The following is a 25,736-nucleotide window of genomic DNA, read 5'->3' as shown; positions in this document are numbered from 1 at the left end:
GTGAAGGACGGCAGGAAGCGCCTGACCCGCATCCCCCCGCCCATGCTCGTCGTCGCGGTGCTCGCGCTCGCCGGTTTGAGTTCGTCGTTCATGTTCACGCTGGTGGTGCCGATCCAGGCGCAACTGCCGGAACTGCTGGATGCTCCCCGCGAAGACACCGCGTGGGTGGTGACGGCCACGCTGCTCTCGGCCGCCGCAACGACGCCTATCGCCGGGCGCCTGGGCGACATGTACGGCAAACGCCGCATCGTGCTGGTGCTGCTGGCGCTGATGGTGATCGGCTCGGTCATCGCCGCGCTGTCCACCGACATCGTGGGAGTGATCGTCGGTCGCGCCTTCCAGGGCGCGGTCACCGGTGTCGTGCCCCTGGGCATCTCGATCCTGCGGGATGTGCTCCCCGAAGAGCGCATCGACGCCGCCATCGCGCTCATCAGCGCGACGCTCGGCGTCGGCGGCGCCCTGGGCCTGCCCATCAGCGCGGTGATCGCCGACCGGGCCGATTGGCACCTGCTCTTCTGGATCTCCGCCGCTCTGGGCGTCGCGGTCTTCGCGCTCGTGCTCTGGATCGTGCCCGTCAGTGTGCTGCGCACGGCCGGCCGATTCGATTTCGTCGGTGCCGCGGGCCTGGCCGCGGGACTGCTGTGCGTGCTGCTCGCCATCTCGCGCGGAAGCGATTGGGGGTGGACGTCGCCGCTCACCCTGGGTCTCGCAGCCGGCGGGGTCGTCGTGCTGGTCGCATGGGGATTCTTCGAATTGCGCGTGCGTGACCCGCTCCTGGATCTGCGCGTGGCCGCCCGCCGTCCTGTTCTTCTCACGAACCTGGCCTCGGTGGCGATGGGCTTCGCACTGTTCAGCTCGCAGATCTCGTACCCGCAGATGCTGGAGCTGCCGGTGTCCACGGGCGTCGGGTTCGGGCTCTCGCTGTTGGCCGCGAGCCTCGTGATCATGCCGTCCGGCCTCATCATGATGGTGCTCTCGCCCCTCTCCGGACGCCTGGCACGCGTCGTCGGCCCCCGCGCCCTGCTGGTCGCCGGGGCGGTGTCGCTCGCGCTCGCGTACGGTTTCTCCCTCGTGTGGGCGAGCGAGGTCTGGCACCTCGTGGTGGCGAACATCCTCATCGGCTTCGGGATCGGCTTCGGCTACGCCAGCATGCCGATGCTGATCATGCGCAACGTGCCGCCCAGCGAGACCGGCGCATCCAACGGCCTGAACGCGCTGTCCCGCTCGCTCGGAACCAGCACCGCCGGCGCCGTCATCGGGGCGGTGCTCGCCGGGATGTCGACCTCACGCGAGGGGGTTCAGACTCCCACGGCCGGCGCTTTCCAGATGTCTTTCGCGCTGGGGATCGGAGCCGCCCTCGTGGCGCTGGTGCTCGCGCTGTTCCTCCCGTCGCGTCCGAGCCCGCGCGAAGGGCGCCCCTCCCTCCCGGACGTGCCGCGCCGCTAGCGACCGGACCGCGGCCGCCGCGGGCGTTCCAGCCCGAGATGGATGCGGGTGCGCTTGCGCTCGATCACGATCATCGTCGCGCCCAGGAGCCACAACGGCACCTGCGTGAGGAAGGCCACACGGAAGGCGTCGAGCGTGTAGGTGCCGGGCGTGCCGGCGCCCTGCACGTCCATCGCGACGCCGATGAAGAGGATCGCCAGCAGCCCCGCGAGGAACCCGCCGCCGTTCACGATTCCCGTCGCGGTGCTCAGGCGGTGGCTGGGGTTGTAGGCGCGGGCGTGATCGAAGGCGATCATGGATGCCGGTCCCCCGGTGCCCAGGGCGAAGGCCAGGAGGAGCAGCAGCCACAGCGGTGCCGGCCCGGGCCACGCGATCACCGCGAGCCACGCCGCCGCCTGGACGCCGATGGCCGGCAGCACCAGCAGGCGCGAGCGTCGCATCGGGTTCCGTGCCGACAGTGCACCGATGATCGGCCCCATCACGATCAGGGAGAGGATGAACGAGGTCACCACCAGCGAGGCCGTCGCCGGGCTCAGCCCCTCCCCCGCGGTGAGGAAGGGGAATCCCCACAGCAGCCCGAACGCGGTACCCGCGAACGGTGTGGCGAAGTGCGACCAGAAGGCCAGGCGCGTCGCGGGGTGCGCCCACGAGTCGCGGAATCCCTCTCGGAGATCTGCGGCCGAGCGCACGACCTGGATCGCCCCGGTGTCGGTGTCGACCGCCACATCCATCGTCCGCCCCGGTGGCCGGCTGCGGATCACCGCGAACACGAGGACGGCGAAGAGGGCCCCGAGCCCCGCCAGGCTTCCGAATGCGATCGACCACGACGTCGCGTGCAGCAGCAGCGCCAACGGGATCACCGACAGGATCTGCCCGAACTGGCCGATCGTCGAGGTGAGCTGGACGAGCACGGGAGCGCGTTGCGCCGGGAACCACAGGGCGATCACCCGCAGCACGCTGGGAAACACCGCGGCATCCCCCGCTCCGATCAGGATGCGGGCGAGGAGGCCGATCCCGACATCGGAGGCCATCGCCATGACGCCCTGTCCGACGGCCATGAGCACCATCCCGATCGTGACCATCGGTCGGGCGCCGTACCGGTCGAGCAACAGCCCGACCGGAATCTGCAGGCCGCCGTAGACGGCCAGCTGCACGACGGCGAACATCGACAGGGCGGATGCGTCGGCGTCGAAGCGCACCGCCGCATCCACGCCGACGGCCGAGAGCGAGCTGCGGTTGGTGACCGACAGCATGTACGCACCGACCCCCACGGCCCACACGAGCCACGTGCGCCAGCCAGGTGCAGAGACAGGCGCGGCGAGGGTCACGGCATTCCGGGGTCGAGGACCGAGCGGCGCGGGTCGGCCGTCGCGTCCAGCGTAGCCGGGCGCGCGAAGCCCCCGAGGGTTAGCCTGGTCGCATGCCGGACTCACCCCCCGCCGGCGCCGACCCCCTGGGCGCCGCGCCGCCCGCGCAAACGGGCGACGCCGACACGCGATTTTTCGGGCAGCCGTGGGCGCTCGCGCACGTGTTCGGCGTGGAGATGTGGGAGCGATTCAGCTTCTACGGCATGCAGGGGATCCTGCTCATCTACATGTACTTCACCGTCACCGAGGGCGGCCTGGGCATCGACCGGGCCGTGGCCACCGGGATCGTCGGCGCATACGGCGGAACGGTGTACCTCTCCACGATCCTCGGCGCATGGATCGCCGACCGCCTGCTCGGCTCGGAGCGGGTGCTGTTCTCCAGCGCGATCGTCATCATGGCGGGTCACGTCGCCCTCGCGCTCCTCCCCGGCTTCTGGGGCCTGGGCGTGGGCCTGGTCCTCGTCGCCGTCGGCTCCGGCGGCTTGAAGGCGAACGCGACCTCGGTCGTGGGGACCCTCTACACCGCCGACGATCCGCGCCGCGACGCCGGGTTCTCGCTCTTCTACCTCGGGATCAACCTGGGCGCGTTCTTCGGCCCGATCGTGACCGGCGCCCTGCAGTCGACCGTCGGGTTCCACTGGGGGTTCGGGGCCGCCGCGGTGGGGATGGCGTTGGGGCTGCTGCAGTACAGCTTCGGCCGCAAGCAGCTGCCCGCATCCGCCCGCGCCGTTCCCCATCCGCTGCCCGCGAACCGGCGCATCCTCGTGATCGGCGTCGCGCTGGCGGGAATCGTGCTCATCGTCGTGCTCGTCCTGGCCGGGGTGATCCGCCCGGAGAACCTCGCCGTCGTGGTCATCCTGGTGACCGTCGTCGCCGCCATCGCGTACTTCGTCGTGATCGTCGCCTCGAAAGCGGTCAGCCCGGACGAACGCTCGAGGGTCTTCGGGTTCATCCCGTTGTTCGTGGTCAACGTGGGCTTCTGGTCGCTGTACCAGCAGCAGTTCACGGTGCTCACGATCTACTCCGACCAACGATTGAACCGCGACATCTTCGGGTGGGTGATGCCGGTCTCGTGGGTCAACTCGATCAACCCGATCTTCGTCATCATCCTCTCCGGCGTCTTCGCGGCCGTCTGGACGAAGCTCGGGCGACGCCAGCCGTCGACACCGGTGAAGTTCTCCCTGGGCGCGATGATCATGGGCGTCGCGTTCCTGCTCTTCCTGGTGTGGGCCAACGGCGGGGCCAACTCCACCCCGTTGCTCGGGATCGTCGGCATCCTGCTGGTGTTCACCATCGCCGAGCTGTTCATCTCACCCGTCGGGCTCTCGGCAACCACCAAGCTCGCGCCGCGCCGCTTCCACACGCAGATGGTGGCTCTGTACTTCCTTTCGGTGGCGCTGGGAACGGCGATCGCGGGGTGGGCTGCGGAGTTCTACGACCCCCGCAACGAAGTCCCGTACTTCGCGATCCTGGGTGCCATCGCGATCCTGCTGGGCATCGCCCTCCTCCTCGCGGTCAAGCCGGTGCTCGCCCTCATGCGGGGCGTGCGCTGACCGTTCGCGGCAGGGGTGCAGGCCGCCACGCCCGTCCTTTCATGACGCACCGTGTCATGCGAATGCGCGGCCGTCGCGGACGACCGATAGGTTCTCGGTGGCATCCCCGAACCGCAGGAGTAGCGCGCATGACTGAGATCCAGACGACCACCGCCGGCAGCCTCCCCCGCACCGACGCCCTCATCGCCGCCAACGCGGCGCGCCGCTTCGCGGAGGACGGGTTCACCTTCGTGCCCGATCCCGCCGTGGAGGCGCTCACCGACGAGGCCGTGGCCGACGTCGTGCGCCGCCAGCGCGAGGCGGGGATCACCCAGCCGGGCGACGGCGAGTTCGGCAAGGCCATGTCCAACGCGGTGGATTACGGCGCGTGGTGGTCGTACTCGTTCCAGCGCGTGAGCGGCCTCTCGCTGACCGAGGTCAACGCCTTCAACGAGCCTCCCGTGCGCTCCGAGCCCGGGGCCGTGCGGCTCACATCGTTCCTCGACCGCCGTGACCGCACGATCTTCGCCGAGGCCTATGCCGATCCCGACAGCGGGATCGCCACCGGAAAGAACGCCACGGCCTTCCCCAGCACCACCGGCCCGATCATCTACCGCGGGCAGGATGCCGTGGCCGCGGACATCCGCCACCTCACGGGCGCGCTCGGCGAGGGCCGGACCGGGTTCCTCACCGCGATCGCGCCGGGAAGCGCCGCCCGGGTGCGCAACGAGTACTACGCCACCGACGAGGAGCACCTGTGGGCGTGGGCCGAGGCCCTCCGCGAGGAGTACCGCGCGATCGTCGAGTCAGGCCTCATCCTGCAGCTCGACGACCCCTCGCTCGCGGAGAGCTGGGACCAGATCAACCCCGAGCCGTCCGTGGCCGACTACCAGGCCTTCACCCGCATCCGCATCGAGGCGCTCAACCATGCGCTGGAGGGGCTTCCGCGCGACCGCGTGCGCCTGCACCTGTGCTGGGGGTCGTGGCACGGCCCGCACACCACCGACATCGAGCTGCGCGACATCCTTCCCGCTGTGCTCGAGGCCAACGTCGGACAGATCTCGTTCGAGGCCGCCAACGTCCGCCACGAACACGAGTGGGCGGTGTGGCGGGATGCCCCGATCCCCGACGACCTCGTCCTCGTGCCCGGAGTGGTCAGCCACGCGACGAACGTCGTCGAGCATCCCGACCTCGTCGCCGAGCGGATCGCCCGCTTCGCCGCGATCGTCGGGCCCGAACGCGTGACGGCCGCAACCGACTGCGGGCTCGGCGGCCGCGTGCATCCCCAGATCGCGTGGGCGAAGCTCGAGTCGCTCGGCGAGGGCGCACGCCGGGCCGCATCCCTGGTCTGAGCGGCTGCCGACCGGCGCTCTGCGGGGCCGACGGCCCCGCGGAGCCGGTCGGCCCGTCGAACGGAGCATCCACGGCACGGCAGAATGAAGGGATGGCCGCGCACAGCCCTCATCTGCATCCCGACCACGCCTGTCTGATCGTGCACGGGCGTGACCAGCCGGGGATCATCGCCGCCGTGTCGGCACTGATCACGCGCAACGGCGGCAACATCGTCGCGTTCGACCAGTACTCCGACGACCCGCGCGGCGGTGCGTATTTCCAGCGCGTCGTGTTCTACCGGGCCGACCTGGCCGCCGCGATCCCGGCGATCGAGGCCGACCTCGCGCAGACGCTGGGCGGCGGGTTCGACCTGGAGTGGTCGATCACCGACCAGTCGGTGCCCAAGCGCATGGCGATCCTCGCATCCAAGCAGGACCACTGCCTGCTCGACCTGCTGTGGCGCCACCGCCGCGGCGACCTGCCGGTCACCGTGCCCATGGTCGTGTCGAACCACACCACGTCGGCCGACGACGTGCGCTCCTTCGGTGTCCCGTTCTTCCACGTGCCCTCCACCCCTGGACCGGACAAGAGTGCATCCGAGGCGAAGATCCTCGAGCTGCTCGTGGGCAACGTCGACTTCGTCGTGCTCGCGCGCTACATGCAGATCCTCTCCGGCGACTTCCTCCAGAAGCTCGGCGTTCCCGTCATCAACATCCACCACTCCTTCCTGCCGGCCTTCATCGGCGCCGAGCCGTACAAGAAGGCCAAGGAGCGCGGGGTCAAGCTGATCGGTGCGACCTCGCACTACGTCACCGACGATCTCGACGAGGGCCCCATCATCGAGCAGGACACCGTGCGGGTCACCCACGGCGATTCCCTCGAGGAGCTGGTGCGCCGGGGTGCCGACGTGGAGCGCCAGGTGCTCTCCCGCGCCGTGCAATGGCACGCCCAGGACCGCGTCATCCGCAACGGCAACCACACGATCGTCTTCTGAGACCCGGTCGCGCTCGGGCGGCGCGCCGGACGCTTCGACAAGCCCAGCGACCGGGGCCGGGCGGGCCGCTCAGCGACCGGGGCTTGGCGGAGCTCAGAAGACGTACTCCATGAGCTCGAGGCCGAGCACGCGGAAGGCGTCGTGGGCGCGCAGCCGGTGCGCGATCGACAGGTCGTCGAAGTTGACGATGAGCGCGTACGACACTCCCGCGCGCGGCCCGGCCAGCACTCCGGCCTCGGCCCGTACCCCGTTGGCGCGCCCCGTCTTGTTGATGAAGAGCAGTCCGTGGTCGTCGTTGTCGTGCGCGAACGGGTCGAGTCCGGTGGCAGAGGCGACGAGGCTCAGGTCGGTGTTGAGGCTCAGCCATTCCGCGACCTGCGCGCTCACCCGCGCATCCACGGCCCGCGAGTTCACCAGCGCCGAGAGCAGCGTCGACAGCTCGCGCGCCGAGGCCAGCGCCACCTGAGGCGCATCGTCGGGGCCGCGGCGGTCGCGGAAGCGATCGAGGAGCGCCGAGCGCTGCAACCCGAGCGCCTCGATGCGTGCCCGCACCGCGGGCAGGCCCACGCGCGCGAGCAGGGCGTTGGCGGCGAGCGCGTCGCCGGTGGATGCGGCGAGCGCCGCGAGGTCGATGAGCGGCAGAGCAGGCGCCTTCATCTGGTGCCACACACCGGAGACCGTCACGGCGTCCAGGCCGGATCGGTCGATGATGTCGAGCGGATTCAAGCGCCCGTCCTCGAATCCCGCCGCCACCTCGATGAGCAACGGGACGATGCCGACGCCCCCCACAGGAAGCATGTCGTTGTCGTCGCCGGCGAGCACCGTCGTCCCGCGGTCGAGGTCGTCCACATGCACGGCGACGCGAGCGCCGGAGGCCGCCAGCTCGTCGAGCGATCGCAGGGTCGAGGTGAACGAGCGCCGGCCGGCCCCGGTGCGCCGCGGCGGGCGGCGACTCCCCGAGCGACCCGCGCCCCGCAGCGGGGCGGTGTCACGGGGGGTGTCGGGGAACGTACCCACGGCGATGCTCCTCGGAGGTTCAGGCGCTCAGTCGAGCACGTCCGGGTGACCGATCGGGAACTACCAGATGGTCACGCGCTGACCGGGATCCAGCCACAGGCCATCGGATGAGGTCACCCCGAACGCGTCGTAGAACGCGTCGATGTTGCGGACGATCTGGTTGCAGCGGAACTCGTTGGGCGCGTGCGGATCGATGGTGAGGAGGCGGATGGTCTCGGCATCCCGGCCCTTCTGCTGCCAGACCTGCGCCCAGCTCAGCAGCAGACGCTGGATGCCGGTGAACCCGTCGATCACCGGGGCGTCGGCGCCGCGCAGCGACAGCCGATAGGCCTTGATCGCGATGCCGAGTCCCCCGAGATCACCGATGTTCTCGCCGATCGTGAGCGCACCGTTGACCGTGTGCTCCTCCGACAGGCCGCGTGGCACGAGGGTGTTGTACTGCTCGATGAGCACCGACGTGCGCTCCTCGAACGCGGCGCGGTCGGCTTCGGTCCACCAGTCCCGCAGCGACCCGTCACCGTCGAAGCGGCTCCCCTGGTCGTCGAAGCCGTGCCCGATCTCGTGTCCGATGACAGCGCCGATGCCACCGTAGTTGGCCGCAGGATCCCGCTCGGCGTCGAAGAACGGATACTGCAGGATCGCCGCCGGGAAGACGATCTCGTTCATCAGCGGGTTGTAGTACGCGTTGACCGTCTGCGGCGTCATGTGCCATTCGTCGCGGTCGATGGGCTGCCCGACCTGCGCCAGTTGACGGTCGTGCTCCCACACGTGGGCGCGGCGGACGTTTCCGACGAGATCTCCCGCGTCCACCTCGAGGGCGGAGTAATCCTTCCACTTCACCGGGTAGCCGATCTTCGGCGTGAAGGCGTCGAGCTTTGCCAGGGCGCGCTCCCGGGTCTCCGGGCTCATCCACTCCAGATCGGAGATGCTCTCGCGGTACGCCTCGACGAGGTTCGCGACGAGCTCGTCCATCGCGACCTTGGCTGCCGGCGGGAAGTGGCGCTCGACGTAGACGCGGCCGATGGCCTCGCCCAGGGCGGCCTCGACGAGGCTCACTCCGCGCTTCCAGCGCTCGCGGTTGACCGGGACGCCGGTGAGCTGGGTGCCGTAGAAGGAGAAGTTCTCCGCGACGAACGCTTCCGAGAGGAAAGCGGCGGCGCTGTGCACGACCTTGAAGCGCAGCCACGCCTTCCAGTCGTCGAGGCGTTCCGGGCTGAGCAGGCGGGCGAAGGACTCCAGGAAGCTCGGCTGATACACGACCACCTCGGCGAGCGCGTCGGGGTAGCCGGGCGCCACCGCGTCGCGCCACGGGGCGAGGTCGATGCCGGTGAGCGCGACGGTGTCATCCCACGAGCGGAGGTTATAGGTCTTCACCGCATCGCGGCTTTCCTCCCGGCTCCAGTGGTGCGTGGCGAGGTCGGTCTCCAGCGCGAAGATGCGGTCGGCGGACGCGGCGGCATCCGCAACGCCCGCGAGGTCGAGGATGCGCTCGATGTGGCCGCGGTAGGCCGTGCGCGTGTCCTCGAAGTTCTCCAGGCGGTAGTAGCTCTCATCCGGCAGCGACAGGCCCCCTTGGTAGAGCACCGGGAGGTAGCGCTGCGGGTTGCCCGGGTCGGGCTCGACGAACAGCGAGATCAGGCCGCTGACGCCGTCGCGCTCGAGCTCCCCGAGCGTGCGGAGGAGGTGCGGGATGCTGTCGACCGCGTCCACGCGCGCGAGCTGGTCGGCCAGCGGAGCCGCGCCGAGTTCTTCGACGCGTGCGGTGTCCATGAAGCTGGTGAACAGGTCGCCGATCTTGCGGGTCTCCGTGCCCGGCTCGGCGTCCTGCGACTCCTCGACGATCGCTCGGACATCCTTCTCGGCCTGCTCGGCGATCAGGTGGAACGACCCCCAGCGGGCCTTGTCATCGGGGATCTCCGTCCGGTCCAGCCAGCGGCCGTTCACGTGGCGGAAGAGGTCGTCCTGCGGTCGGATCTCGTCGCTGAGCTCTTCGATCGCGAGGCCGGAGCGGGCGTTGTCGGTCATCCCTCAAGGATATGCACGGCGCCTGGGGATGCGGAGGAAAGGGCCCCGACGGGCCCTAGGCTCGACGCGTGACGACCCGGCGTGCCTCGCTCAACCGCGACATCCTGCGACTGGCCGTCCCCGCCCTCGGCTCCCTCATGGCCGAGCCGCTGTTCCTGCTCGTGGACTCCGCGCTGGTGGGTCACCTCGGCGTCGCTCCGCTGGCGGGCCTGGGCATCGCCGGCGCCGTGCTGCAGACGATCGTCGGGCTCATGGTCTTCCTCGCCTATTCCACGACTCCCGCCGTCGCGCGCCGGTTCGGAGCCGGCGACCCCACCCGGGCGGTGTCGGTCGGCATCGACGGGATGTGGCTGGCCCTCGGCATCGGCGCGGTCCTGGCGCTGGCGGGGTCGCTGGCCACGCCGTGGCTGGTGGGCGCGTTCGGTGCAGGGCCCGACGTCACCGGGCACGCCGAGGTGTACCTGGGCATCTCGATGTGGGGCCTTCCGGCGATGCTCATCGTGTTCGCCGCGACGGGGCTCCTGCGCGGCATGCAGGACACCGTCACGCCGCTGTGGATCGCCGGCATCGGCTTCGCCGCGAACGCTCTGCTCAACGTCGTCTTCATCTACGGCTTCGGATGGGGCATCGCCGGCTCGGCCGCGGGCACCGTCGCCGCCCAGTGGGGGATGGTCGCCGCCTATGTGGCCGTCGTCGGACGGCTGGCCCGCACGCACTCCGCCTCCGTGCGCCCTCAGCGCGAAGGGGTGCGGGGCTCGGCGCGCTCTGGGGGATGGATGTTCCTGCGGACCCTGAGCCTGCGCGTCTCCCTCCTGGCCACGGTCGCGGTCGCGACTGGACTCGGTACGGACGAACTGGCCGGATGGCAGGTGGTCTTCACGATGTTCTCCGCTGCCGCCTTCGCGCTGGACGCCCTCGCCATCGCCGCCCAGGCGCTCGTCGGCAAGGGCCTCGGCGCGGGTGACGAGGCCCAGGTGCAACGGGTGCTGCGGCGGACGACCGCGTGGGGCCTGGCGTTCGGCGTCGTCGTCGGCGCGCTCATCGCGGCGCTGTCGGGCGTCATCGGCCTCGTATTCACCGGCGACGCGCGCCTGGCGGCCCTGGTGCAGCCGGCCCTGCTCGTGCTCGCGGTGGCACAGCCGGTGTCGGCGGTCGTCTTCGTGCTGGACGGCGTGCTGATCGGCGCCGGCGACGCCCGGTATCTCGCGCTCGCGGGCGCGCTGAACCTGCTCGTGTTCGTGCCCGCTCTCGTCCTCGTCGCCATCCTCGGCATCTCCGGCGCGGGCGGGCTGGCGTGGCTGGCTGCCACGTTCTTCGGCGCGTACATGCTGGCGCGGCTCGCGACACTCGGATGGCGCGTGCGCGGGCAGAAGTGGATGACCGCGGGGGCCTGAGGTCGCAACGGGCACGGGCTACGCCGCGACCCGGGCAGGCGCCGGTGCGCCGGCTTCCGTCCCCAGGCGGACGGCGGGACCGCGCAGAGCCCGGAGGGCGTACAGGATGGTCGTGAGATCGACCAGCTCCTGCACGAGCGCGCCCACCACGGCGGGGATGACCCCCGTCGTCGCGACGAGCATGAGCCCGATGCTCAGCCCGATGCCGATCCAGATCGCCGTCAGCGCGACGCGCAGGGTGTGCCGACCGATCTCGACGGCGTCGACCACGCGCGAGAGCGTGTCGACGACGATGACGACGTCGGCCGCATCCCCCGCGGCCGTGGCGCCCTTCGCGCCCATCGCCACGCCGATATCGGATGCAGCCAGCACTGGGGCGTCGTTCACCCCGTCGCCGACCATCATCGTCGGACGCGGGCTCAGCCGGGCCGCCAGATGCACCTTCTCGGCCGGGAGGAGTTCGGCATGGACGTCTTCGATCCCCACCTCCCCGGCAACCGCCTCCGCGGTGGCGCGCGCATCGCCGGTGAGCATCGCCACGCGCTCGACGCCGTGCGCGCGAAGCCACTCGATGACCTCCGCCGACTCCGGACGCACCGCATCGGCGAGGATGAGCGCGCCGGCGAAGACTCCGTCGACGGCCACGTAGGCGGCGGCCTGCCCGGCGACCAGCGTCGCGCGCGTCAGATCGGGGGCGACAGAGGCGATGTAGGCCGGCTTGCCGACGACGACATCGTGCCCGCCGATCCTCGCGGCCACCCCGTTGGTGGCGACTTCACCGGCCCGTTCGGCGGGAATCAGCTCGACGCCGCGGGCCTCCGCCGCCCGACGGATGCCGTCGGCCAGCACGTGGGTGGAGTATTGCTCGGCGGAGGCGGCCAGACCGAGGACGGTGTCGGCGTCGAAGCCGCCCGCGGGGCGGATCTCGACGACCTCGGGACGGCCCTGGGTGAGAGTGCCGGTCTTGTCGAAGCAGGCCGAGCGCACCCGGGCGAGCTGCTCGATCACGGCGCCGCCCTTCATGATGACCCCGGCCTTCGCCGCCCGCGACAACCCGCCCAGGAACGCGACGGGCGCGGCGATGAGGAGTGGACACGGCGTGGCGAGGACGAGCACCTCGGCGAAACGCACCGGGTCGCCCGACAGCGCCCATGCCGTGCCGCCCAGCACGAGCGAGGCGGCGGTGAACGGCACGGCGAACCGGTCGGCGAGCCGCACGATGGGCGCGCGCGACTCCTGCGCCTCCCGCACGAGCGCGACGATCTGCTGGTATTGGCTGTCCGCGCTGCGCCGAGTCGCCCTCATGCGCACCGCGAGCGTTCCGTTCACCGCCCCCGACAGCACTTCTCCCCCTGCGGTGCGCGTGACCGGCATGCTCTCGCCGGTGAGCGAGGACTCGTCGAACGTTCCGCTGTCGCTGACCAGAACGCCGTCCACCGGGACGATCTCCGCGGGGCGTACGAGAAGCAGGTCACCGGGCGTCACGTCGTCCACCACGGCATCCTGGATCTCATCGGAACCCGACCACTGCGGATGCACGAGCACGTGGGCGATGCGAGGCGACCGATCCAGCAGCGCGGTGAGATCGCGCCGCGCGCGCTGGGCGGCGAAATCCTCCAGGGCCTCGCCCCCGGCGAGCATCAGCACGATGATCAGCGAGGCGATGTACTCGCCCACGGCGAGCGTGGCGATCATCGCGACCACCGCGAGGATGTCCAGCCCCACGTGTCCGCGGAGCACATCGCGCACCATCCGCGCGATCGTCCACACGATGAAGACGGAGACGTAGGCCGTAGCCAAGGCCTGTCCCGTGCGCGGCCCGTTCGCCGTGTGCAGGGAGAGGACCACGGCCAGGACGACGATCGTGACGGTGATCGCGGGGTACCGCCGGATCGCGCCGAGTGCGCTCATGTCGCCAGCCTGTCCTGCCCCCTACCCCGCGCCCAGGGCCCTATGACCCCATCCACGGCGTTCCCAGGGTCGCGGCCTACCGTGTGCGCATGACGAGGCTCCCCCGGGCAGTCGTCGCCGTCCTGCCGGCGGCGGCGCTGCTGTCCGCCTGCGCAGCGGGGCCGACCGCCACGCCGTCACCGAACGATGGACCTCGACCCGCGCCCTCGCTGTCGGCGTCGAGTCCCGCAGCATCTGACGCCCTGCCGCACGCCGGCGACGACGTGACCGCGTGGGCGGAGATCGCCCTTCCGGAGAACCACCCTGGCGGTGGCGGCTTCCTCACCCGCTCAGCGGGCGCGGTCGCGCCCGACGGGGTGGCCATCGAGCTCCCCACCGATGCCGGTTTCTGGGAGTTCGTGGTCACCTGCCAGAGCGAGGACGGCTCGCCCCTCGTTCTCCGCCTCGAATCCGCGATCGCCCCGCCCGAGGCCACCGCGACCGAGCTGGAGTGCTCAGCACCCGGCGAACCCCAGCCGGCCACGGCCACGATCCTCTTCGAGGGCGGCGGGGAGGGGAGCATCCGGGTCGACGCGACCGCCGACGCCGTCTACGCCTACGAGATCCGTCCGCACGACCAGCCACTCACATGAGGCGCGAATTCGTGCCGACGCCATCTCTCATGTCAGTGTCAAAGCTCCTTCACCGGGCTATCGCGCGACGGCTCTGAAGTGCGTCCACCAGCTCGCGAGAGGCGTGTCGTATTCCGTCCGAAACTTCTCGCTGAGCTCGCCGACGAAGCGGATGTCGAGGAGCTCCGTGGATTCTCCCCAGGCCTTCTGGCCTTCCGCGGTCACTTGGAGATGTTTGACGATCGCGTCCTCGTTCTCGTAGCGCTCGTGCTGCAGCACGATGCCGTCGGCACCGCGCGCCATCTCGTACTCGAGCACGTAGGGTTCCTCGCGTTCGGTGAGGGGGAGCACGATCGCGAGGTAGTCCGCGTACCGCGCGTCGTCGATGATGCGGTAGCGGAAGTACATGTCGATCCGAGCTGTCATCTGCTTCGTCCTTGCCTTATCAGGGTGCGGTTATAGGGGGGTCGGTGATGGGAGGACGGCGGTCCCGTGCATTCGTCATGCGAGGCCTCAGGTGCCGTCGAAGTGCGCAAGTCCGGCGGTCTCACCACCGTCAATGACGAACTCGGCGCCGGTCGCGAAGCTCGATTCGTCGCTTGCGAGAAAGACGACGACATCCGAGATCTCACTGGCACGCCCGATTCGGTGCAACGCCACGTGACTCTGCATTGGATCGATATCCCCGAGCATGGGCGTTCTCACCATTCCCGGGTGGACGGAGTTGACCCGGATGCCGTAGCGGCCGAGATCGAGAGCCGCAGCCTTGGTCAGGCCTCGGATTCCGAACTTGGATGCGGTGTATGCCGGCAGCGATTCGTAGCCCATCAGACCGGCGCTGGACGAGATATTGATGATCGATCCCTGGCCGCGCAGCTTCAGCGCGCTCACGGCGCTGCGGATCCCGTAGAAGGTGCCGCTGAGGTTGATCGACATCACCCGATGCCACGAGTCCACGTCGAGTTCGTCGATGGGAGCGAAATGGACGATACCCGCATTGTTGACCAACACGTCAAGGCCGCCGAAATGCTCGACCGCCGCGCGAACCGCCCTCTCCCACTGGGCGACAACGGTGACATCGAGCGGAACGAAGAGCGCACGATCGCCAAGCTTCTGGCTCAGAGCGCGACCTTCGTCCTCGAGGACGTCCGCGATCACGACGCGGGCACCCTCTTCCAGAAGTGCGGTCGCATGAGAGGCGCCCATTCCGCGGGCTCCGCCGCTGATGAGGACCACTTTGCCGTCGACGCGTCCCATCAGGGAACCTCCCTCAAGCGTCGAGCGCTGTCGGCGCTGTATGGGTCACTCATCACGCGCATCTCCAGAATGAGGTTCTTCATCGGAGTTCCTCCGCATCAGGGACTGTCTCCTTCGTCATAAGAGTCCATCGACTCCATGGCTCGACGCGCTCCTCAGTGGAGCGCGTCGAGCCATGTCGCCCGTGGCCACGTCACATCGCACCATGCCGGCACTCTCGCGACCGATCCGCGGTACGGCTCAGCTGAGCAGGTTGACCTGGTCGTCGCTGGCGAAACCGACCAGGATCGGCTGCCCGATAAGAATCGAGGGCATGTCAGCGAAGCCTTCGCGCGCGTGATCGGACGCCATGTGTGCCTCCAGATCCTCGCGGGACTGCCACACTTCGATGGAGTAGAACTGCTCGGGATCGTCGAGGCTCTGGGCCCAGTCGTACGAGACGCATCCGGGTTCGGCCCGCGTCGCGATCAGCAGCGGCGCCAACGTGGCACGCAGGTCCTCGAGCGCATCGAGTGGGATACGGAATGACCCATGCACGATAAACATCGTCAGCACTCCGATTAGGCGGTGGGTACCGGGCCGAGCAGCAGCCCACCGTCCGCGACGAATTCGGCGCCCGTGATGAAGGACGCCTCGTCCGAGGCGAGGAACAGCACCATGTTGGTGATCTCGCGCGGCTTCCCGAGACGCGGAATCGCGAGACCATGCGGCGAGTAGTTCGCCGTGACCGCCGGGACCCCGGGCGCCATCGGCTCCGTGATCAGCGGCGTGTTGATCGGTCCCGGGTTCACGGCGTTGACACGGATGCCGTCCTGCGCGAGTTCCATGGCGGCCGTCTTGGTGATCCCGCGCACTGCCCACTTGCTGGCGTTGTACGGCGAGAACATCGCATCACCCTGCATCCCCGAGATCGAGGCGGTGTTCACGATGACACCCCCACCTGCGCGACGCAGCGACGGAGCCACCGTGTGCATACCCAGCCAGGTGCCGTAAAGGTTGGTCTCGATCACGCGTCGAAAATCTGCGAACTGCCCGGCTTCGATGGAGGCCGGAAGCGACACGACCCCGGCGTTGTTGATGAGAATCGAGATGGGTCCGAAATGCTTCTCCGCCTCTTCCACGGCAGCGGCCCACTCGGTCTCGCTACTCACGTCGAATCCGACGAAATGCGCGTTCTCCCCGAGTTCGTTCGCGAGTGCGCGCCCCTCGTCCTGACGCTGATCGGCCACGACCACGCGGGCACCTTCCTCGATGAACGCGTGCGCGTGCGAGGAGCCGATGCCGCCTGCGGCGCCGGTGATGAATACGGTCTTCCCTTCAAAGCGTTTCACTTTGATCACCCTTCGTTGATTGCGTATCTCTCACAGTAATTACTTACTTACCAAGTGTCAAGCAGGCGGCCGGTGGCGGCCGGTGGCGCCCGAGCTGTGGCCTGGGCGGTGCGCTCCCTAGCGCACGATGTCAGAAGGTACGCACTCGATGCCGGGCAGCTAAGCCCACCGTCGGCACCACTCGTACATCACCACGGCAGCGGCCGCCGATGCGTTGAGCGAACGGGTCGAGCCGTACTGCGTGATCTCCACGACACCGGATGCGGCGGCCACCGCCTCGGGCGACAGCCCCGGGCCCTCCTGACCGAACAGCAGCACACAGTTGCGGGGAAGCTCGGCGCGGTCGACGGGTAGGGCGCCGCCGACGTTGTCGACCGCGATGATCGGCAGCCCCGCCGCATCCGCCCACGCGACGAACGCCGCCACATCCTCGTGGTGGCGGACGTGCTGGTAGCGGTCGGTGACCATCGCGCCGCGGCGGTTCCAGCGACGGCGCCCGATGATGTGCACCTCCGCCGCGAGAAACGCGTTGGCGCTGCGGACGATGGACCCGATGTTCATGTCGTGCTGCCAGTTCTCGATCGCCACGTGGAACGGGTGCCGTCGCTGATCGAGGTCCGCGACGATCGCCTCCATCCGCCAGTAGCGGTACGCATCGACGACATTGCGCCGGTCGCCGTGCGCGAGGAGCTCCGGGTCATAGCGTTCGTCCGCGGGCCAGGCATCCGGACCGCCCGGCCACGGCCCGACCCCGTGGGGAAGTACGGCCTCCCCGGTCTCGCCGTCGCCCGTCCCGGCGGTGTCGTCGCGCTCTCCCACGTACTCACGCTATCCCGCGGGTCGACTCGCCAGCATCCGTCGCGATTCGGCCCCATATGTCGCGGATGCTGGCAAGTCGACGGGTCGGTAGCCTGAAGCCGTGGCATCCCCCGCCGTCGACGACTACCTCAAGACGATCTACCACCACACCGAGTGGCAGAACGAGCGCATCACACCGTCGCAGCTGGCGAGCGTGCTCGGACTCGCGCCCTCCAGCGTGACCGAGATGGTGCAGAAACTCGCCTCCCAGGGCCTGGTCACGCACCGCCCCTACGGCCCGGTCTCCCTCACCGCATCCGGCGAGCGGCGCGCAGCCGCCGTGGTGCGCCGGCACCGCCTCATCGAAACCTGGCTCGTGAAGGAGTTCGGCTACGGCTGGGACGAGGTGCACGACGAGGCCGAGGTGCTCGAGCACGCCCTCAGCGATCGCCTCCTCGAGGGGATCGACGAGCGGCTGGGCCGGCCACGGTTCGACCCGCACGGCGACGCCATCCCGGATGCCGAGGGCGCGGTGCACCGCGAGGCGTTCGTGCTCCTCGCCCATGCGACGCCGGGGCACACCGGAAGCGTCCTGCGGGTGAGCGACCGCGACCCCGAGTTGCTCCGGGCCCTCGTGGATGCGGGGGTCGACGTGGGGCACACGGTGGAGGTCGGTCGTGCCGGGACGGCGCGAGTGGATGGCGTGGCGATCACACTTCCGGACGGCGCGGCATCCGCCGTCTGGTTGTCGGCCTGATCCCGGCCGTCCGCGACGCCTTCGCGAACGGCCACCGCACCGCCATGGCCTCCTCGCACGTCCGCCACAGCCGGGTCATGAGCTCGGGGTTGCGGGTCAGAGCGGCGGGCGTTGCCCTGTGCGGGACGCCGCGGATTGCGAACCGCGGCCCCCACACCTCGCCGCCGCGTACGTCGGGATCGGTCAGCGCGCGGACCAGCGGTGCCGCGCCGACCTCCTTGGACTGAGCGACGGGGGACTGCAGGTTGTCGACGAAGCGCTTCGCCCGGGAGGGTTCGTTGATGCCGCGGATGGCGGCGGTGCGGCCGCTCTTGGAGTACCCGGGGTGCGCGACGACGCTCGCCACCGGGACGTCGGCCTCACGCAGACGCCGGTCGGCTTCGAGACCCAGGGCGGTAGTGGCCACCTTGGACTGCACGTAGGCGCGCCACGGCGTGTAGCCGTCCACCAGCTGAGGGTCGACGGGGTCGTAGCGCCACAGCGAGCTCGAGACGCTGCCGACCCACACCATCCGTCCCGACGCCGCCGCGAGCGGCTGCAGCAGCTCGCCGGCGAGCGCGAAATGCCCGAGCACGTTGGTGGCGAAGACGAGTTCGTTGCCGTCGGCGGTCTCACGGGTTCTGGGCGGATGGACCATGCCGGCGTTCATGAGCAGCCCGTCCAGCCGCCCACGCGCGCGAACGGTCGCGGCAGCGGCGCGGACGGATCCGAGCTTGCTCGTGTCCAGCAACAGCGTCTCGATCGAGGCATCCGGCACCCGAGCCAGCAGCGCGACCTTCGCCGCCGCCAGCCTGTTCGGGTTGCGGCCCGTGACGATGACGTGCGCACCGGCGCGGGCGAGCTGGTCGGAGGAGAAGAATCCGAGCCCGGCAGTGGCTCCGGTGACCAGGTACGTCCGGCCGGACAGGTCGGGCGGGGTCCCGGGAGCCTCCGCCGCGCGCGTCATCCTCACACGGTACCGCCCACGGCGCCGCCGCACGCGTCTTATGCCGATCTCGGCATAAGACTGGTAGGAAGGACGGGTGAGCTCTCCCTCTCCCGCTCCGCCGGCCCGATCACGCCGGGCGCGGGTCATCTCGATCGTCCTGTCCGTCGTGGTCCTGGGCGGCTTCGGCCTCTTCGTCGCCCAGGCCTATATCCCGCTCCCGGGCGTCACCGATTGCACGGTGACGGACATCATCGAGGAGGACGGGCGGCGCGGGAACCAGATCACCCTGTACGTCACCTCGTGCGGCGACTACTACTCCGATTTCGGCGACGGCATCGAGATCGGCGAGACGTACGACTTCGCTCTTCGGGGCCTGTTCAAGACCAACATCACCGACTGGACGCCGTCCTCCTGACCGAGGCGCGCGTCTGGTCCCGGGCATAGGGTGGGGCCATGCGCACGCGGGCCGATATCGAGTGCTGGCTGACGGACATGGACGGCGTGCTCGTCCACGACAGCACCCCGATCCCCGGCGCCGCCGAGCTGCTCGAGCAGTGGCGAGACGACGGGACGCCGTTCCTGGTGCTGACGAACAACTCCATCTTCACGCCGCGCGACCTCAGTGCGCGCCTGCGCGCGTCGGGCCTGATCGTGCCGGAGGAGTCCATCTGGACCTCCGCGCTCGCGACCGCCGACTTCCTCGCCTCGCAGATGCCCGACGGCACCGCGTTCGTCGTCGGAGAGTCCGGCCTCACGACGGCTCTTCACGAGGCGGGCTTCGTCATGACGGAGACCGACCCCGACTATGTCGTGGTCGGCGAGACGCGCAACTACTCGTTCGAGGCGATCACGAAGGCGATCCGCTTCATCGGGGCGGGGTCCCGCTTCATCGCCACCAACCCGGACGCGACCGGCCCGTCTGTGGAGGGCGTGCTCCCGGCGACGGGGGCGATTTCCGCCCTCATCACCAAGGCCACCGGCAAGGAACCGTACGTCGTCGGAAAGCCGAATCCGATGATGTTCCGTTCTGCGCTCAACCGCATCGGCGCGCATTCGGAGAACACAGGCATGATCGGCGACCGGATGGACACCGACGTCGTCGCCGGCATCGAGGCCGGGCTGCACACGGTGCTCGTGATGACCGGCATCAGCGACGAGGCGGAGATGAACCGCTACCCGTTCCGACCCGACGAGGTGCTGGGGTCGGTGGCCGAGCTCGTGCGCCCCGATCCGGTCGAGTCGGAGCTCCCGGATGCGGATCCGTCGCGAGGGCTGTGATGGGCGCCCTGGATGACCGTCCGCGGATGGAGTTCGCCGACGCGGCCGCGTGGCGGGCATGGCTCGAGCAGAACCACGCCACATCCAGCGGCGTGATCGTGCTGCGCGCCCGTGCGGGCGTGGACCGTCCGCTGATCACCTACCTGGATGCGGTGCGCCAGGCGCTGTGCTTCGGCTGGGTGGACGGCACCGTCAAGCCGCACGACGAGGAGACGATCGGCATCTGGTTCTCCCCCCGTCGCCCGAACAGCGGCTGGGCGGCGACGAACAAGCAGCGCGTCCTCGAGCTCGAAGCATCCGGCGAGATGACGGACGCCGGCCGCCGCGTGATCGCCGCGGCCCAGGCCAGCGGGATGTGGGAGGTGCTCGATGGGCCGGAGGCCGGAATCGAGCCGCCCGAGCTGACCGCGGCGCTGGATGCGGTGCCGGCGGCCCGGGCGCATTGGGACGGATTCCCCGCCTCGGCGAGAAAGATGGGGCTGACCTTCGTTGCGATGGCGCGCCGTCCGGACACGCGCACGGCGCGCATCGAAAAGATCGTGGCCGACGCGGCCGAGGGACGCCGGCCCTGACATGGACGACCGCACGCTCGTATTGCTCGTGTCACTGGTCACGGTGTCGGGGACGCTCGTCGCCTTCATCGTGCAGTTCGTGCGCTCCCGCCGCCGCGACCGCGACTGACCCGGCCGCGCGAGGGCTACTGCGGCTGCAGGCCGAGGTCGTCGAGGTCGATCGCGGCGAGCCACTGCAGGCCCTCCGCCTCGACAGCGGCCTGCGCGCCGGTCTTGCGGTCGACGATCACCGCGACCGCAGCGACCTCCGCACCCTCGCGGCGCAGCGCCTCGACGGCCTTGAGAGCCGATTGCCCGGTGGTGGACGTGTCTTCGACAACGACGACGCGCCTGCCCGCGACATCCGCGCCCTCGATCTGCCGGCCGCGGCCATGGTCCTTCGGCTCCTTGCGTACGACGAACGCGTCCAGCGGGGCGCCCGCGCGAACCGACTCGTGCAGGATCGCGTTCGCGATGGGGTCGGCACCGAGCGTCAGCCCCCCGACGGCGACGACGCCGTCGAGGTCGCGGATGAGGTCGAGCATGATGCGGCCGATGGCGGGGGCGGCCCGGTGATCGAGGGTGAGCTTGCGCATATCGACGTAGTACGTCGCCTTCTTGCCGCTGGAGAGCGTGAAGTCGCCGTGGAATACCGCCTCCGCGGTGATGAGGTCGATGAGGGCCTGCCGGTCGGCTTCGAGCTCGGGCGTGGAGGCGATCGTCATGGCCTCGAGTCTATGGGCGGCGGTGGGGCGGGTCAGATCCAGCCGCGGCGGGCCGCCTGTGCGCCGGCTTGTCCGCGGTGTCGGCAAGCGCCCGTCGCGCGCCGTGCCCATGTCTCAGCATCCGCGCACCATGTCTCAGCATCCGCGGTCCATGTCTCCCTTCCTGCAGGAATCGACCCGGATCCTTGCAGGAAGTGAGACATGGAGGCCAGGATGCGGCAGCGGCGCGTCGGCGGGCGACCATAGGCTGGACGCATGCGCTTGGCCACCTGGAACGTCAACTCCATCCGCGCCCGCCTCCCCCGCATCCTCGACTTCGCGGTGCGCGAGCACATCGACGTGCTGGCGATGCAGGAGATCAAGTGCAAGAGCGAGCAGTTCCCGACCGAGGCGTTCGAGGAGGCGGGCTACCACGTCGCCGCTCACGGACTGGACCAGTGGAACGGCGTCGCCATCGCCAGCCGCGAGCCGCTCACCGACGTCGAGATCGGCTTTCCCGGGATGCCGGGGTTCGCGAAGGGGCACGAGGGCCCGGATGCTCCGCAAGAAGCCCGCGCGATCGGGGCGACCGTCGGCGGGGTGAAGGTGTGGAGCCTGTACGTGCCGAACGGGCGGTCACTGGGCGACCCGCATTACTACTACAAGCTCGACTGGCTGAGCGCGCTGCAGCAGTACACCTCCGACACCCTTACCCGCACGCCCGATCTCGCGTTCGCGCTGACCGGCGACTTCAACATCGCCCCCACCGACGCCGACAACGGTGTGCCCCAGATGGTGCAGGGTTTCTCGACCCACATCTCACCGCCGGAGCGTGAGGCTTTCGCGGCGCTCGAGGCCGCCGGGGTCGCCGATGTCGTCCGGCCGCTCATTCCCACCGGGTACACCTACTGGGACTACAAGCAGCTGCGCTTCCCCCGCAACGAGGGGCTGCGCATCGATTTCATCCTGGGGTCCCACGCCTTCGCGGAGGCGGTCACCGGTGCGCAGATCCACCGCAACGAGCGCAAGGGCGAAGTGCCCAGCGACCACGTGCCCGTCGTCGTCGACCTCGATCTCACGAGCACCGAGGAGGACGACGACCGGCCCATGATCTTCGGCTGATCCGATCAGCCCGCGTACGCCTCGGCCCCGGCGGCGAGACGCTCGAGCTGGGGAAGCACGTCGTGCAGCCCGATCTGGATGCGGCTGTACACCTCGGCGTTGAGCACTGTCCCGCCGTCGATGTCGCCGGCGTTGACGTAGAAGGCGACGGGCATGACCGCCGCCTGGAAGAACCCGAAGAGGGGGCGCAGCTCGTGCTCCAGCACGAGCGCGAACCGCTCGGATCCACCGGTGGCCGCAAGGATCACCGGCTTGTTCGCCAGCGCGTATTGGTCGACGAGGTCGAAGACGTGCTTGAACATGCCCGGGTAGGAACCACGGAACACCGGGACCGCCACCACCAGAACGTCGGCCTCCTCGATCGCGCGAAGTTCCGCCTCGACGTCGGCGCTCACCTCGTCCCGTTCGGTCGCCCCGGTGAGCCCCGGCCCGAGCCGGTAGACGTCCACGCGACGAACCGAGATGGGCAGGAGCTCCCCGAGGGTTCCCGTGATGAGGCCGGCGAGCGCCATGGTCTTGGACGGCTCATGGGGACTGCCGTTGACGACCACCACGTTCAGGCTCATACGATCCTCCCGAAGGCGTCGACCCGCCCGGTCTCGCGGCGGAGGACCGGGGCGACCTCGGTCCCGATGCGCTCGATGGCGGCCAGATGGTCGGCCTGCGACAACCCGCCGTAGCCGATCTGGAAGGTGACGCGGCTCGCACCGTACGCCTCGCGGTAGGCCATGAGCTTGTCGATGATCTCCTGCGGGCTCCCCACGAGCAGCCCGCCGGCAGCCGTGGACTGCGCGTCGAACGCCGCGCGCGGCAGGGGGAACCCGGCCCCGCGCTGGTGGTTGTTCTCCATCATCCCGACGCGGAACGCGGGATACATGAGGTCGCGCGCGCTCTGGCTCGTGGCCCCGACGAACCCGTGCGCCCCGATGCCGACGCGCAGCGAATCCGGGTCGTGACCGGCATCGGCGGCCGCGCGCCGGTAGATGTCGGCCATCGGAGCCAGGCTGTTGAGCGGTCCGAGGAGGAGGCCGAGCGCCATCGGAAGCCCCAACTGGCCGGCGCGCACCGCGGACGCGGCCGTGCCGCCCACACCCACCCAGATTGGCAGATCCCCGACCGGACGCGGAGCGATGTCGATGCCGCGGAGGTCGCGCGTGTGGAAGCTACCGGGCCATTCGGCCGGGTTCCCGGCGCGGATGGCGAGGAGGGCGTCGAGCTTCTCGCGGAACAGGTCGGCGTAGTCGGCGAGGTCGTAGCCGAAGAGCGGGAACGACTCGAGGAACGAGCCGCGACCGGCGATGATCTCGGCCCGCCCACCGGACAGCAGGTCGACGGTGGCGAAGTTCTGGAAGACCCGCACGGGGTCCTCCGAACTGAGCACGGTGACGCCGCTGGTCAGGCGGATGCGCTTCGTGCGCTGCGCGATAGCAGCCAGCACGACGGGGGGCGAGGCGATCACGAAGTCGGAGCGGTGGTGCTCCCCCACGCCGAACACATCGAGCCCGACCTGATCGGCCAGTTCGGCCTGCTCGAGCACCTCCTGCATGCGGGTGAGGGGTGACGGCGTCACTCCCGTGCGGGGATCGGGTGAGATCTCTCCGAACGTGAGGACACCGATCTCAAACGGATGGGTCATTTCACAGCCTTCCAAATAGGTGAAGTTTCATCTTCATCCAGTGTAGGTGAAGTTTCACCTAGGTGGGCCGCGGGCCTACAATCGTGGAGTGGCGAACGCGACGGGCCTGACGGAAGACGATTGGGCGCTGTGGCGCGCCTTCCTTGCGGCCAACGCCCGCCTGACCCTTCGGATCGACCGTCAGCTCCAGCAGGGAGCGGGCCTGGCGCAGGGCGAGTACGGCACCCTCGTCGCCATCCTGGACTCGCCCGATCGGGCACTGCGCATCGGCGAACTCGCCGCCCAGCTGGGGTGGGAGAAGAGCCGGGTGTCGCACCTGGTGACCCGGATGCAGCGGCGCGGGCTCATCGAACGAACACCCACGGCCGAGGACGGACGCGGAACCCGCATCACCGTCACGCCGGAGGGCAGGCGCGCCATGCTCGCTGCTGTCCGCGGTCATGCCGACGAGGTGCGGCGCGCCTTCCTGGAGAACATCGATCCCGACGAACGCGCCGTCCTCCAGCGTGTGCTGCAGCGCATCGGCGATGCCTGAGGCCTACCCGAAGTAGGAGTCGGCCTCCGCCTCGGTGATCGGGTAGATCGCCGTCTGGTCGCGCACGATGTGCCATCCCGATGCGTCCGTCCGGCGCCACACCTGCGAGTTGTAGCAGCGCACGCGGGTCACCGCACCCTCGGGAGAGACCAGCACGGCGATGAAGACCATGCGCGCTGCGGCGAGGTCACCGGAGATGAGCACCTCCGGTTCTTCAGCGATCGCGTGCCGGGCAGAGCGCAACGCCGAGAAGGTCGGCCAGAACGCGTCGGCGTAGTCCGCCACCCGGCGGTGCGTCCGAAGCTCGGGATCGGCGTCGTCGAAGAGGAGCACGTCCGCGTCGAAGTCGTAATACCGCCCGAAGACCTCCTCGAACCGGCGGGCGGGCGCGCCCTCGACGCGGTCCCATCCGAAAATCCACTCGCGCTGCAGGGCGCCGACATCCTGTGCGGCGCGCCGGTCGATCTCACTCGTGTCGTTGACCATGCGTCCTTTGTAGCGGCTGACGAGGCGCGCATCCAGGGTCCGGTGAGCCCAGGATGTGCGCGACGGGCCTCAGCCCTCCATCGTGCCGGTGGTCACGTCGCCCCCGGGGGCGTACCGCAGGAGCAGGGCGCCTCGTTCTCCGGCGCGCGGCGGCTCGAGCAGCGAAAGTCCGAAAGCCGGGCCACTGTCGGGGAAGAGGCGCTTTCCACGACCCAGCACGATCGGATAGACCCACAGGTTCAGCACGTCGAAGAGCCGCTCGCGCACCAGCGTGCGGGCGAAGTCGACGCTACCGATCACGTGGATCTCCCGGTGCCGCTGCCGCAGCTCGCCGACGGCGGCCACCGTGTCGCGCCCCAGCAGCTGCGACCCCTGCCAGTCGAGTTCCGGCGTGCCGCGAGAGGCCACGTACTTCGGGAGCGCGTCGAAGGTGCGCGCGATCTCGGCGGCCGGGCCCTCACCGTAGACCGGCCAGTAGGCCGCGAAGATGTCGTAGGTCTTTCGCCCGAGGAGGAGCGCATCCATGCTCCGGATGCCCGTCATCACGCGCTCGCCGACGGCGTCATCCTCGATCGGCGCCTGCCACGCGCCATAGGCGAATCCGCCTTCCGGATCCTCGTGGGGACTGCCGGGGGCCTGGGCGACGCCGTCGAGCGTGGTGAACAGATCGATGTGAATGAGACCGGTCACGGTGCTCTCCGCAGTAGTGCCCGTCGCTACATGA

27 protein-coding genes are annotated in these 25,736 nt (G+C 69.6%); 12 read left to right on the top strand and 15 right to left on the bottom strand.

What is annotated here, in order from left to right; all coding sequences use genetic code 11:
• Positions 1–42: 42 nt before the first annotated feature.
• A complete protein-coding gene (locus AC2DFQ_RS13005; RefSeq protein WP_484534350.1) occupies positions 43–1,446 on the top strand; it encodes an MFS transporter in 1,404 nt (467 codons plus the stop codon).
• On the opposite strand, the gene AC2DFQ_RS13000 is transcribed toward AC2DFQ_RS13005, so the two are convergent.
• A complete protein-coding gene (locus AC2DFQ_RS13000; protein WP_484507777.1) occupies positions 1,443–2,774 on the bottom strand; it encodes an MFS transporter in 1,332 nt (443 codons plus the stop codon). The genes AC2DFQ_RS13005 and AC2DFQ_RS13000 overlap by 4 nt on opposite strands.
• Before the next feature lie 92 nt (positions 2,775–2,866).
• On the opposite strand from AC2DFQ_RS13000, the gene AC2DFQ_RS12995 reads away from it, so the two are divergent.
• From AC2DFQ_RS12995 to purU, 3 genes are all read left to right on the top strand, one after another.
• Entirely contained in the window at positions 2,867–4,366 is a 1,500-nt protein-coding gene (locus AC2DFQ_RS12995; protein ID WP_484534187.1) for a peptide MFS transporter, read from the top strand.
• A 128-nt stretch (positions 4,367–4,494) separates the two neighbouring features.
• A complete protein-coding gene (locus tag AC2DFQ_RS12990; RefSeq protein ID WP_484507775.1) occupies positions 4,495–5,697 on the top strand; it encodes a cobalamin-independent methionine synthase II family protein in 1,203 nt (400 codons plus the stop codon).
• Positions 5,698–5,789: 92 nt separating this feature from the next.
• Positions 5,790–6,671 carry a formyltetrahydrofolate deformylase gene (purU, locus tag AC2DFQ_RS12985; RefSeq protein WP_484534186.1) on the top strand — a complete coding sequence of 294 codons (882 nt, stop codon included), beginning with the start codon at positions 5,790–5,792 and terminating at the stop codon, positions 6,669–6,671.
• A 93-nt stretch (positions 6,672–6,764) separates the two neighbouring features.
• On the opposite strand, the gene AC2DFQ_RS12980 is transcribed toward purU, so the two are convergent.
• A complete protein-coding gene (locus AC2DFQ_RS12980; RefSeq protein WP_484507773.1) occupies positions 6,765–7,688 on the bottom strand; it encodes a serine hydrolase in 924 nt (307 codons plus the stop codon).
• A gap of 60 nt (positions 7,689–7,748) precedes the next feature.
• Entirely contained in the window at positions 7,749–9,713 is a 1,965-nt protein-coding gene (locus AC2DFQ_RS12975) for a M13 family metallopeptidase (protein ID WP_484534185.1), read from the bottom strand.
• Between the two features lie 68 nt (positions 9,714–9,781).
• On the opposite strand from AC2DFQ_RS12975, the gene AC2DFQ_RS12970 reads away from it, so the two are divergent.
• Complete coding sequence (locus AC2DFQ_RS12970) at positions 9,782–11,107, top strand: MATE family efflux transporter (RefSeq protein WP_484507771.1); 1,326 nt, start codon at positions 9,782–9,784, stop codon at positions 11,105–11,107.
• An 18-nt stretch (positions 11,108–11,125) separates the two neighbouring features.
• Here the strand turns inward: AC2DFQ_RS12970 and AC2DFQ_RS12965 are convergent, their stop codons facing one another.
• Positions 11,126–13,018: a heavy metal translocating P-type ATPase gene (locus AC2DFQ_RS12965; protein WP_484534184.1), complete on the bottom strand. Its 1,893-nt coding sequence runs from the start codon at positions 13,016–13,018 to the stop codon at positions 11,126–11,128.
• A gap of 89 nt (positions 13,019–13,107) precedes the next feature.
• Between AC2DFQ_RS12965 and AC2DFQ_RS12960 the strand changes: the two genes are divergently transcribed.
• The gene (locus AC2DFQ_RS12960) at positions 13,108–13,650 is read left to right on the top strand and encodes a hypothetical protein (protein WP_484534183.1); all 543 of its coding nucleotides are present in this window, start codon (positions 13,108–13,110) and stop codon (positions 13,648–13,650) included.
• Positions 13,651–13,707: 57 nt separating this feature from the next.
• Here AC2DFQ_RS12960 and AC2DFQ_RS12955 read toward each other — a convergent pair whose 3' ends face one another.
• From AC2DFQ_RS12955 to AC2DFQ_RS12935, 5 genes are all read right to left on the bottom strand, one after another.
• Entirely contained in the window at positions 13,708–14,055 is a 348-nt protein-coding gene (locus AC2DFQ_RS12955; protein WP_484507768.1) for a hypothetical protein, read from the bottom strand.
• Between the two features lie 87 nt (positions 14,056–14,142).
• Entirely contained in the window at positions 14,143–14,886 is a 744-nt protein-coding gene (locus AC2DFQ_RS12950; protein WP_484534182.1) for a glucose 1-dehydrogenase, read from the bottom strand.
• Positions 14,887–15,126: 240 nt separating this feature from the next.
• Positions 15,127–15,423 carry a putative quinol monooxygenase gene (locus AC2DFQ_RS12945; RefSeq protein WP_484534181.1) on the bottom strand — a complete coding sequence of 99 codons (297 nt, stop codon included), beginning with the start codon at positions 15,421–15,423 and terminating at the stop codon, positions 15,127–15,129.
• 23 nt (positions 15,424–15,446) lie between these two features.
• On the bottom strand, positions 15,447–16,217 hold the full coding sequence (locus tag AC2DFQ_RS12940; protein WP_484507765.1) for an SDR family NAD(P)-dependent oxidoreductase: 771 nt from the start codon (positions 16,215–16,217) through the stop codon (positions 15,447–15,449).
• Between the two features lie 159 nt (positions 16,218–16,376).
• Positions 16,377–17,036 carry a TrmH family RNA methyltransferase gene (locus tag AC2DFQ_RS12935; protein WP_484534180.1) on the bottom strand — a complete coding sequence of 220 codons (660 nt, stop codon included), beginning with the start codon at positions 17,034–17,036 and terminating at the stop codon, positions 16,377–16,379.
• A gap of 100 nt (positions 17,037–17,136) precedes the next feature.
• Here AC2DFQ_RS12935 and AC2DFQ_RS12930 point away from each other — a divergent pair, with 100 nt between their 5' ends.
• Entirely contained in the window at positions 17,137–17,772 is a 636-nt protein-coding gene (locus AC2DFQ_RS12930) for a metal-dependent transcriptional regulator (protein ID WP_484534179.1), read from the top strand.
• On the opposite strand, the gene AC2DFQ_RS12925 is transcribed toward AC2DFQ_RS12930, so the two are convergent.
• Positions 17,726–18,718, bottom strand: coding sequence for an SDR family NAD(P)-dependent oxidoreductase (locus AC2DFQ_RS12925; RefSeq protein WP_484534178.1), 993 nt, complete (start codon positions 18,716–18,718; stop codon positions 17,726–17,728). The two genes, AC2DFQ_RS12930 and AC2DFQ_RS12925, sit on opposite strands and share 47 nt — an antisense overlap.
• A 76-nt stretch (positions 18,719–18,794) precedes the next feature.
• Here AC2DFQ_RS12925 and AC2DFQ_RS12920 point away from each other — a divergent pair, with 76 nt between their 5' ends.
• Genes AC2DFQ_RS12920 through AC2DFQ_RS12910 form a run of 3 tightly spaced genes read left to right on the top strand, consistent with a single transcriptional unit; the run spans position 18,795 to position 20,550 of the window.
• On the top strand, positions 18,795–19,115 hold the full coding sequence (locus AC2DFQ_RS12920) for a hypothetical protein (RefSeq protein ID WP_484507762.1): 321 nt from the start codon (positions 18,795–18,797) through the stop codon (positions 19,113–19,115).
• Positions 19,116–19,153: 38 nt separating this feature from the next.
• Entirely contained in the window at positions 19,154–19,978 is an 825-nt protein-coding gene (locus AC2DFQ_RS12915; RefSeq protein ID WP_484534177.1) for an HAD-IIA family hydrolase, read from the top strand.
• 26 nt (positions 19,979–20,004) lie between these two features.
• Positions 20,005–20,550, top strand: coding sequence for a YdeI/OmpD-associated family protein (locus tag AC2DFQ_RS12910; protein WP_484534176.1), 546 nt, complete (start codon positions 20,005–20,007; stop codon positions 20,548–20,550).
• Between the two features lie 125 nt (positions 20,551–20,675).
• Here the strand turns inward: AC2DFQ_RS12910 and pyrE are convergent, their stop codons facing one another.
• A complete protein-coding gene (pyrE, locus tag AC2DFQ_RS12905) occupies positions 20,676–21,254 on the bottom strand; it encodes an orotate phosphoribosyltransferase (protein WP_484534175.1) in 579 nt (192 codons plus the stop codon).
• 255 nt (positions 21,255–21,509) lie between these two features.
• Between pyrE and AC2DFQ_RS12900 the strand changes: the two genes are divergently transcribed.
• Positions 21,510–22,355 (top strand): exodeoxyribonuclease III, encoded by an 846-nt coding sequence (locus AC2DFQ_RS12900; protein WP_484507752.1) that lies wholly within the window; start codon positions 21,510–21,512, stop codon positions 22,353–22,355.
• Between the two features lie 5 nt (positions 22,356–22,360).
• Here the strand turns inward: AC2DFQ_RS12900 and AC2DFQ_RS12895 are convergent, their stop codons facing one another.
• Both AC2DFQ_RS12895 and AC2DFQ_RS12890 read right to left on the bottom strand, forming a co-directional pair.
• Complete coding sequence (locus tag AC2DFQ_RS12895) at positions 22,361–22,921, bottom strand: NAD(P)H-dependent oxidoreductase (RefSeq protein WP_484534174.1); 561 nt, start codon at positions 22,919–22,921, stop codon at positions 22,361–22,363.
• Complete coding sequence (locus tag AC2DFQ_RS12890; protein ID WP_484507750.1) at positions 22,918–23,991, bottom strand: LLM class flavin-dependent oxidoreductase; 1,074 nt, start codon at positions 23,989–23,991, stop codon at positions 22,918–22,920. Before AC2DFQ_RS12890 ends, AC2DFQ_RS12895 begins: the two co-directional genes overlap by 4 nt.
• A gap of 88 nt (positions 23,992–24,079) precedes the next feature.
• Here AC2DFQ_RS12890 and AC2DFQ_RS12885 point away from each other — a divergent pair, with 88 nt between their 5' ends.
• Entirely contained in the window at positions 24,080–24,526 is a 447-nt protein-coding gene (locus tag AC2DFQ_RS12885; protein ID WP_484507749.1) for a MarR family winged helix-turn-helix transcriptional regulator, read from the top strand.
• A gap of 3 nt (positions 24,527–24,529) precedes the next feature.
• Here AC2DFQ_RS12885 and AC2DFQ_RS12880 read toward each other — a convergent pair whose 3' ends face one another.
• On the bottom strand, positions 24,530–25,012 hold the full coding sequence (locus AC2DFQ_RS12880) for a Cif family virulence factor (RefSeq protein ID WP_484534173.1): 483 nt from the start codon (positions 25,010–25,012) through the stop codon (positions 24,530–24,532).
• A 69-nt stretch (positions 25,013–25,081) separates the two neighbouring features.
• Positions 25,082–25,702: a dihydrofolate reductase family protein gene (locus AC2DFQ_RS12875; RefSeq protein ID WP_484534172.1), complete on the bottom strand. Its 621-nt coding sequence runs from the start codon at positions 25,700–25,702 to the stop codon at positions 25,082–25,084.
• Between the last annotated feature and the right edge of the window lie 34 nt (positions 25,703–25,736).

It is taken from the genome of Microbacterium sp. Z11_20, assembly GCF_057197605.1.
Note: the sequence above shows the minus strand (reverse complement) of the source record. Positions and strands in the feature narration are given on the sequence as shown.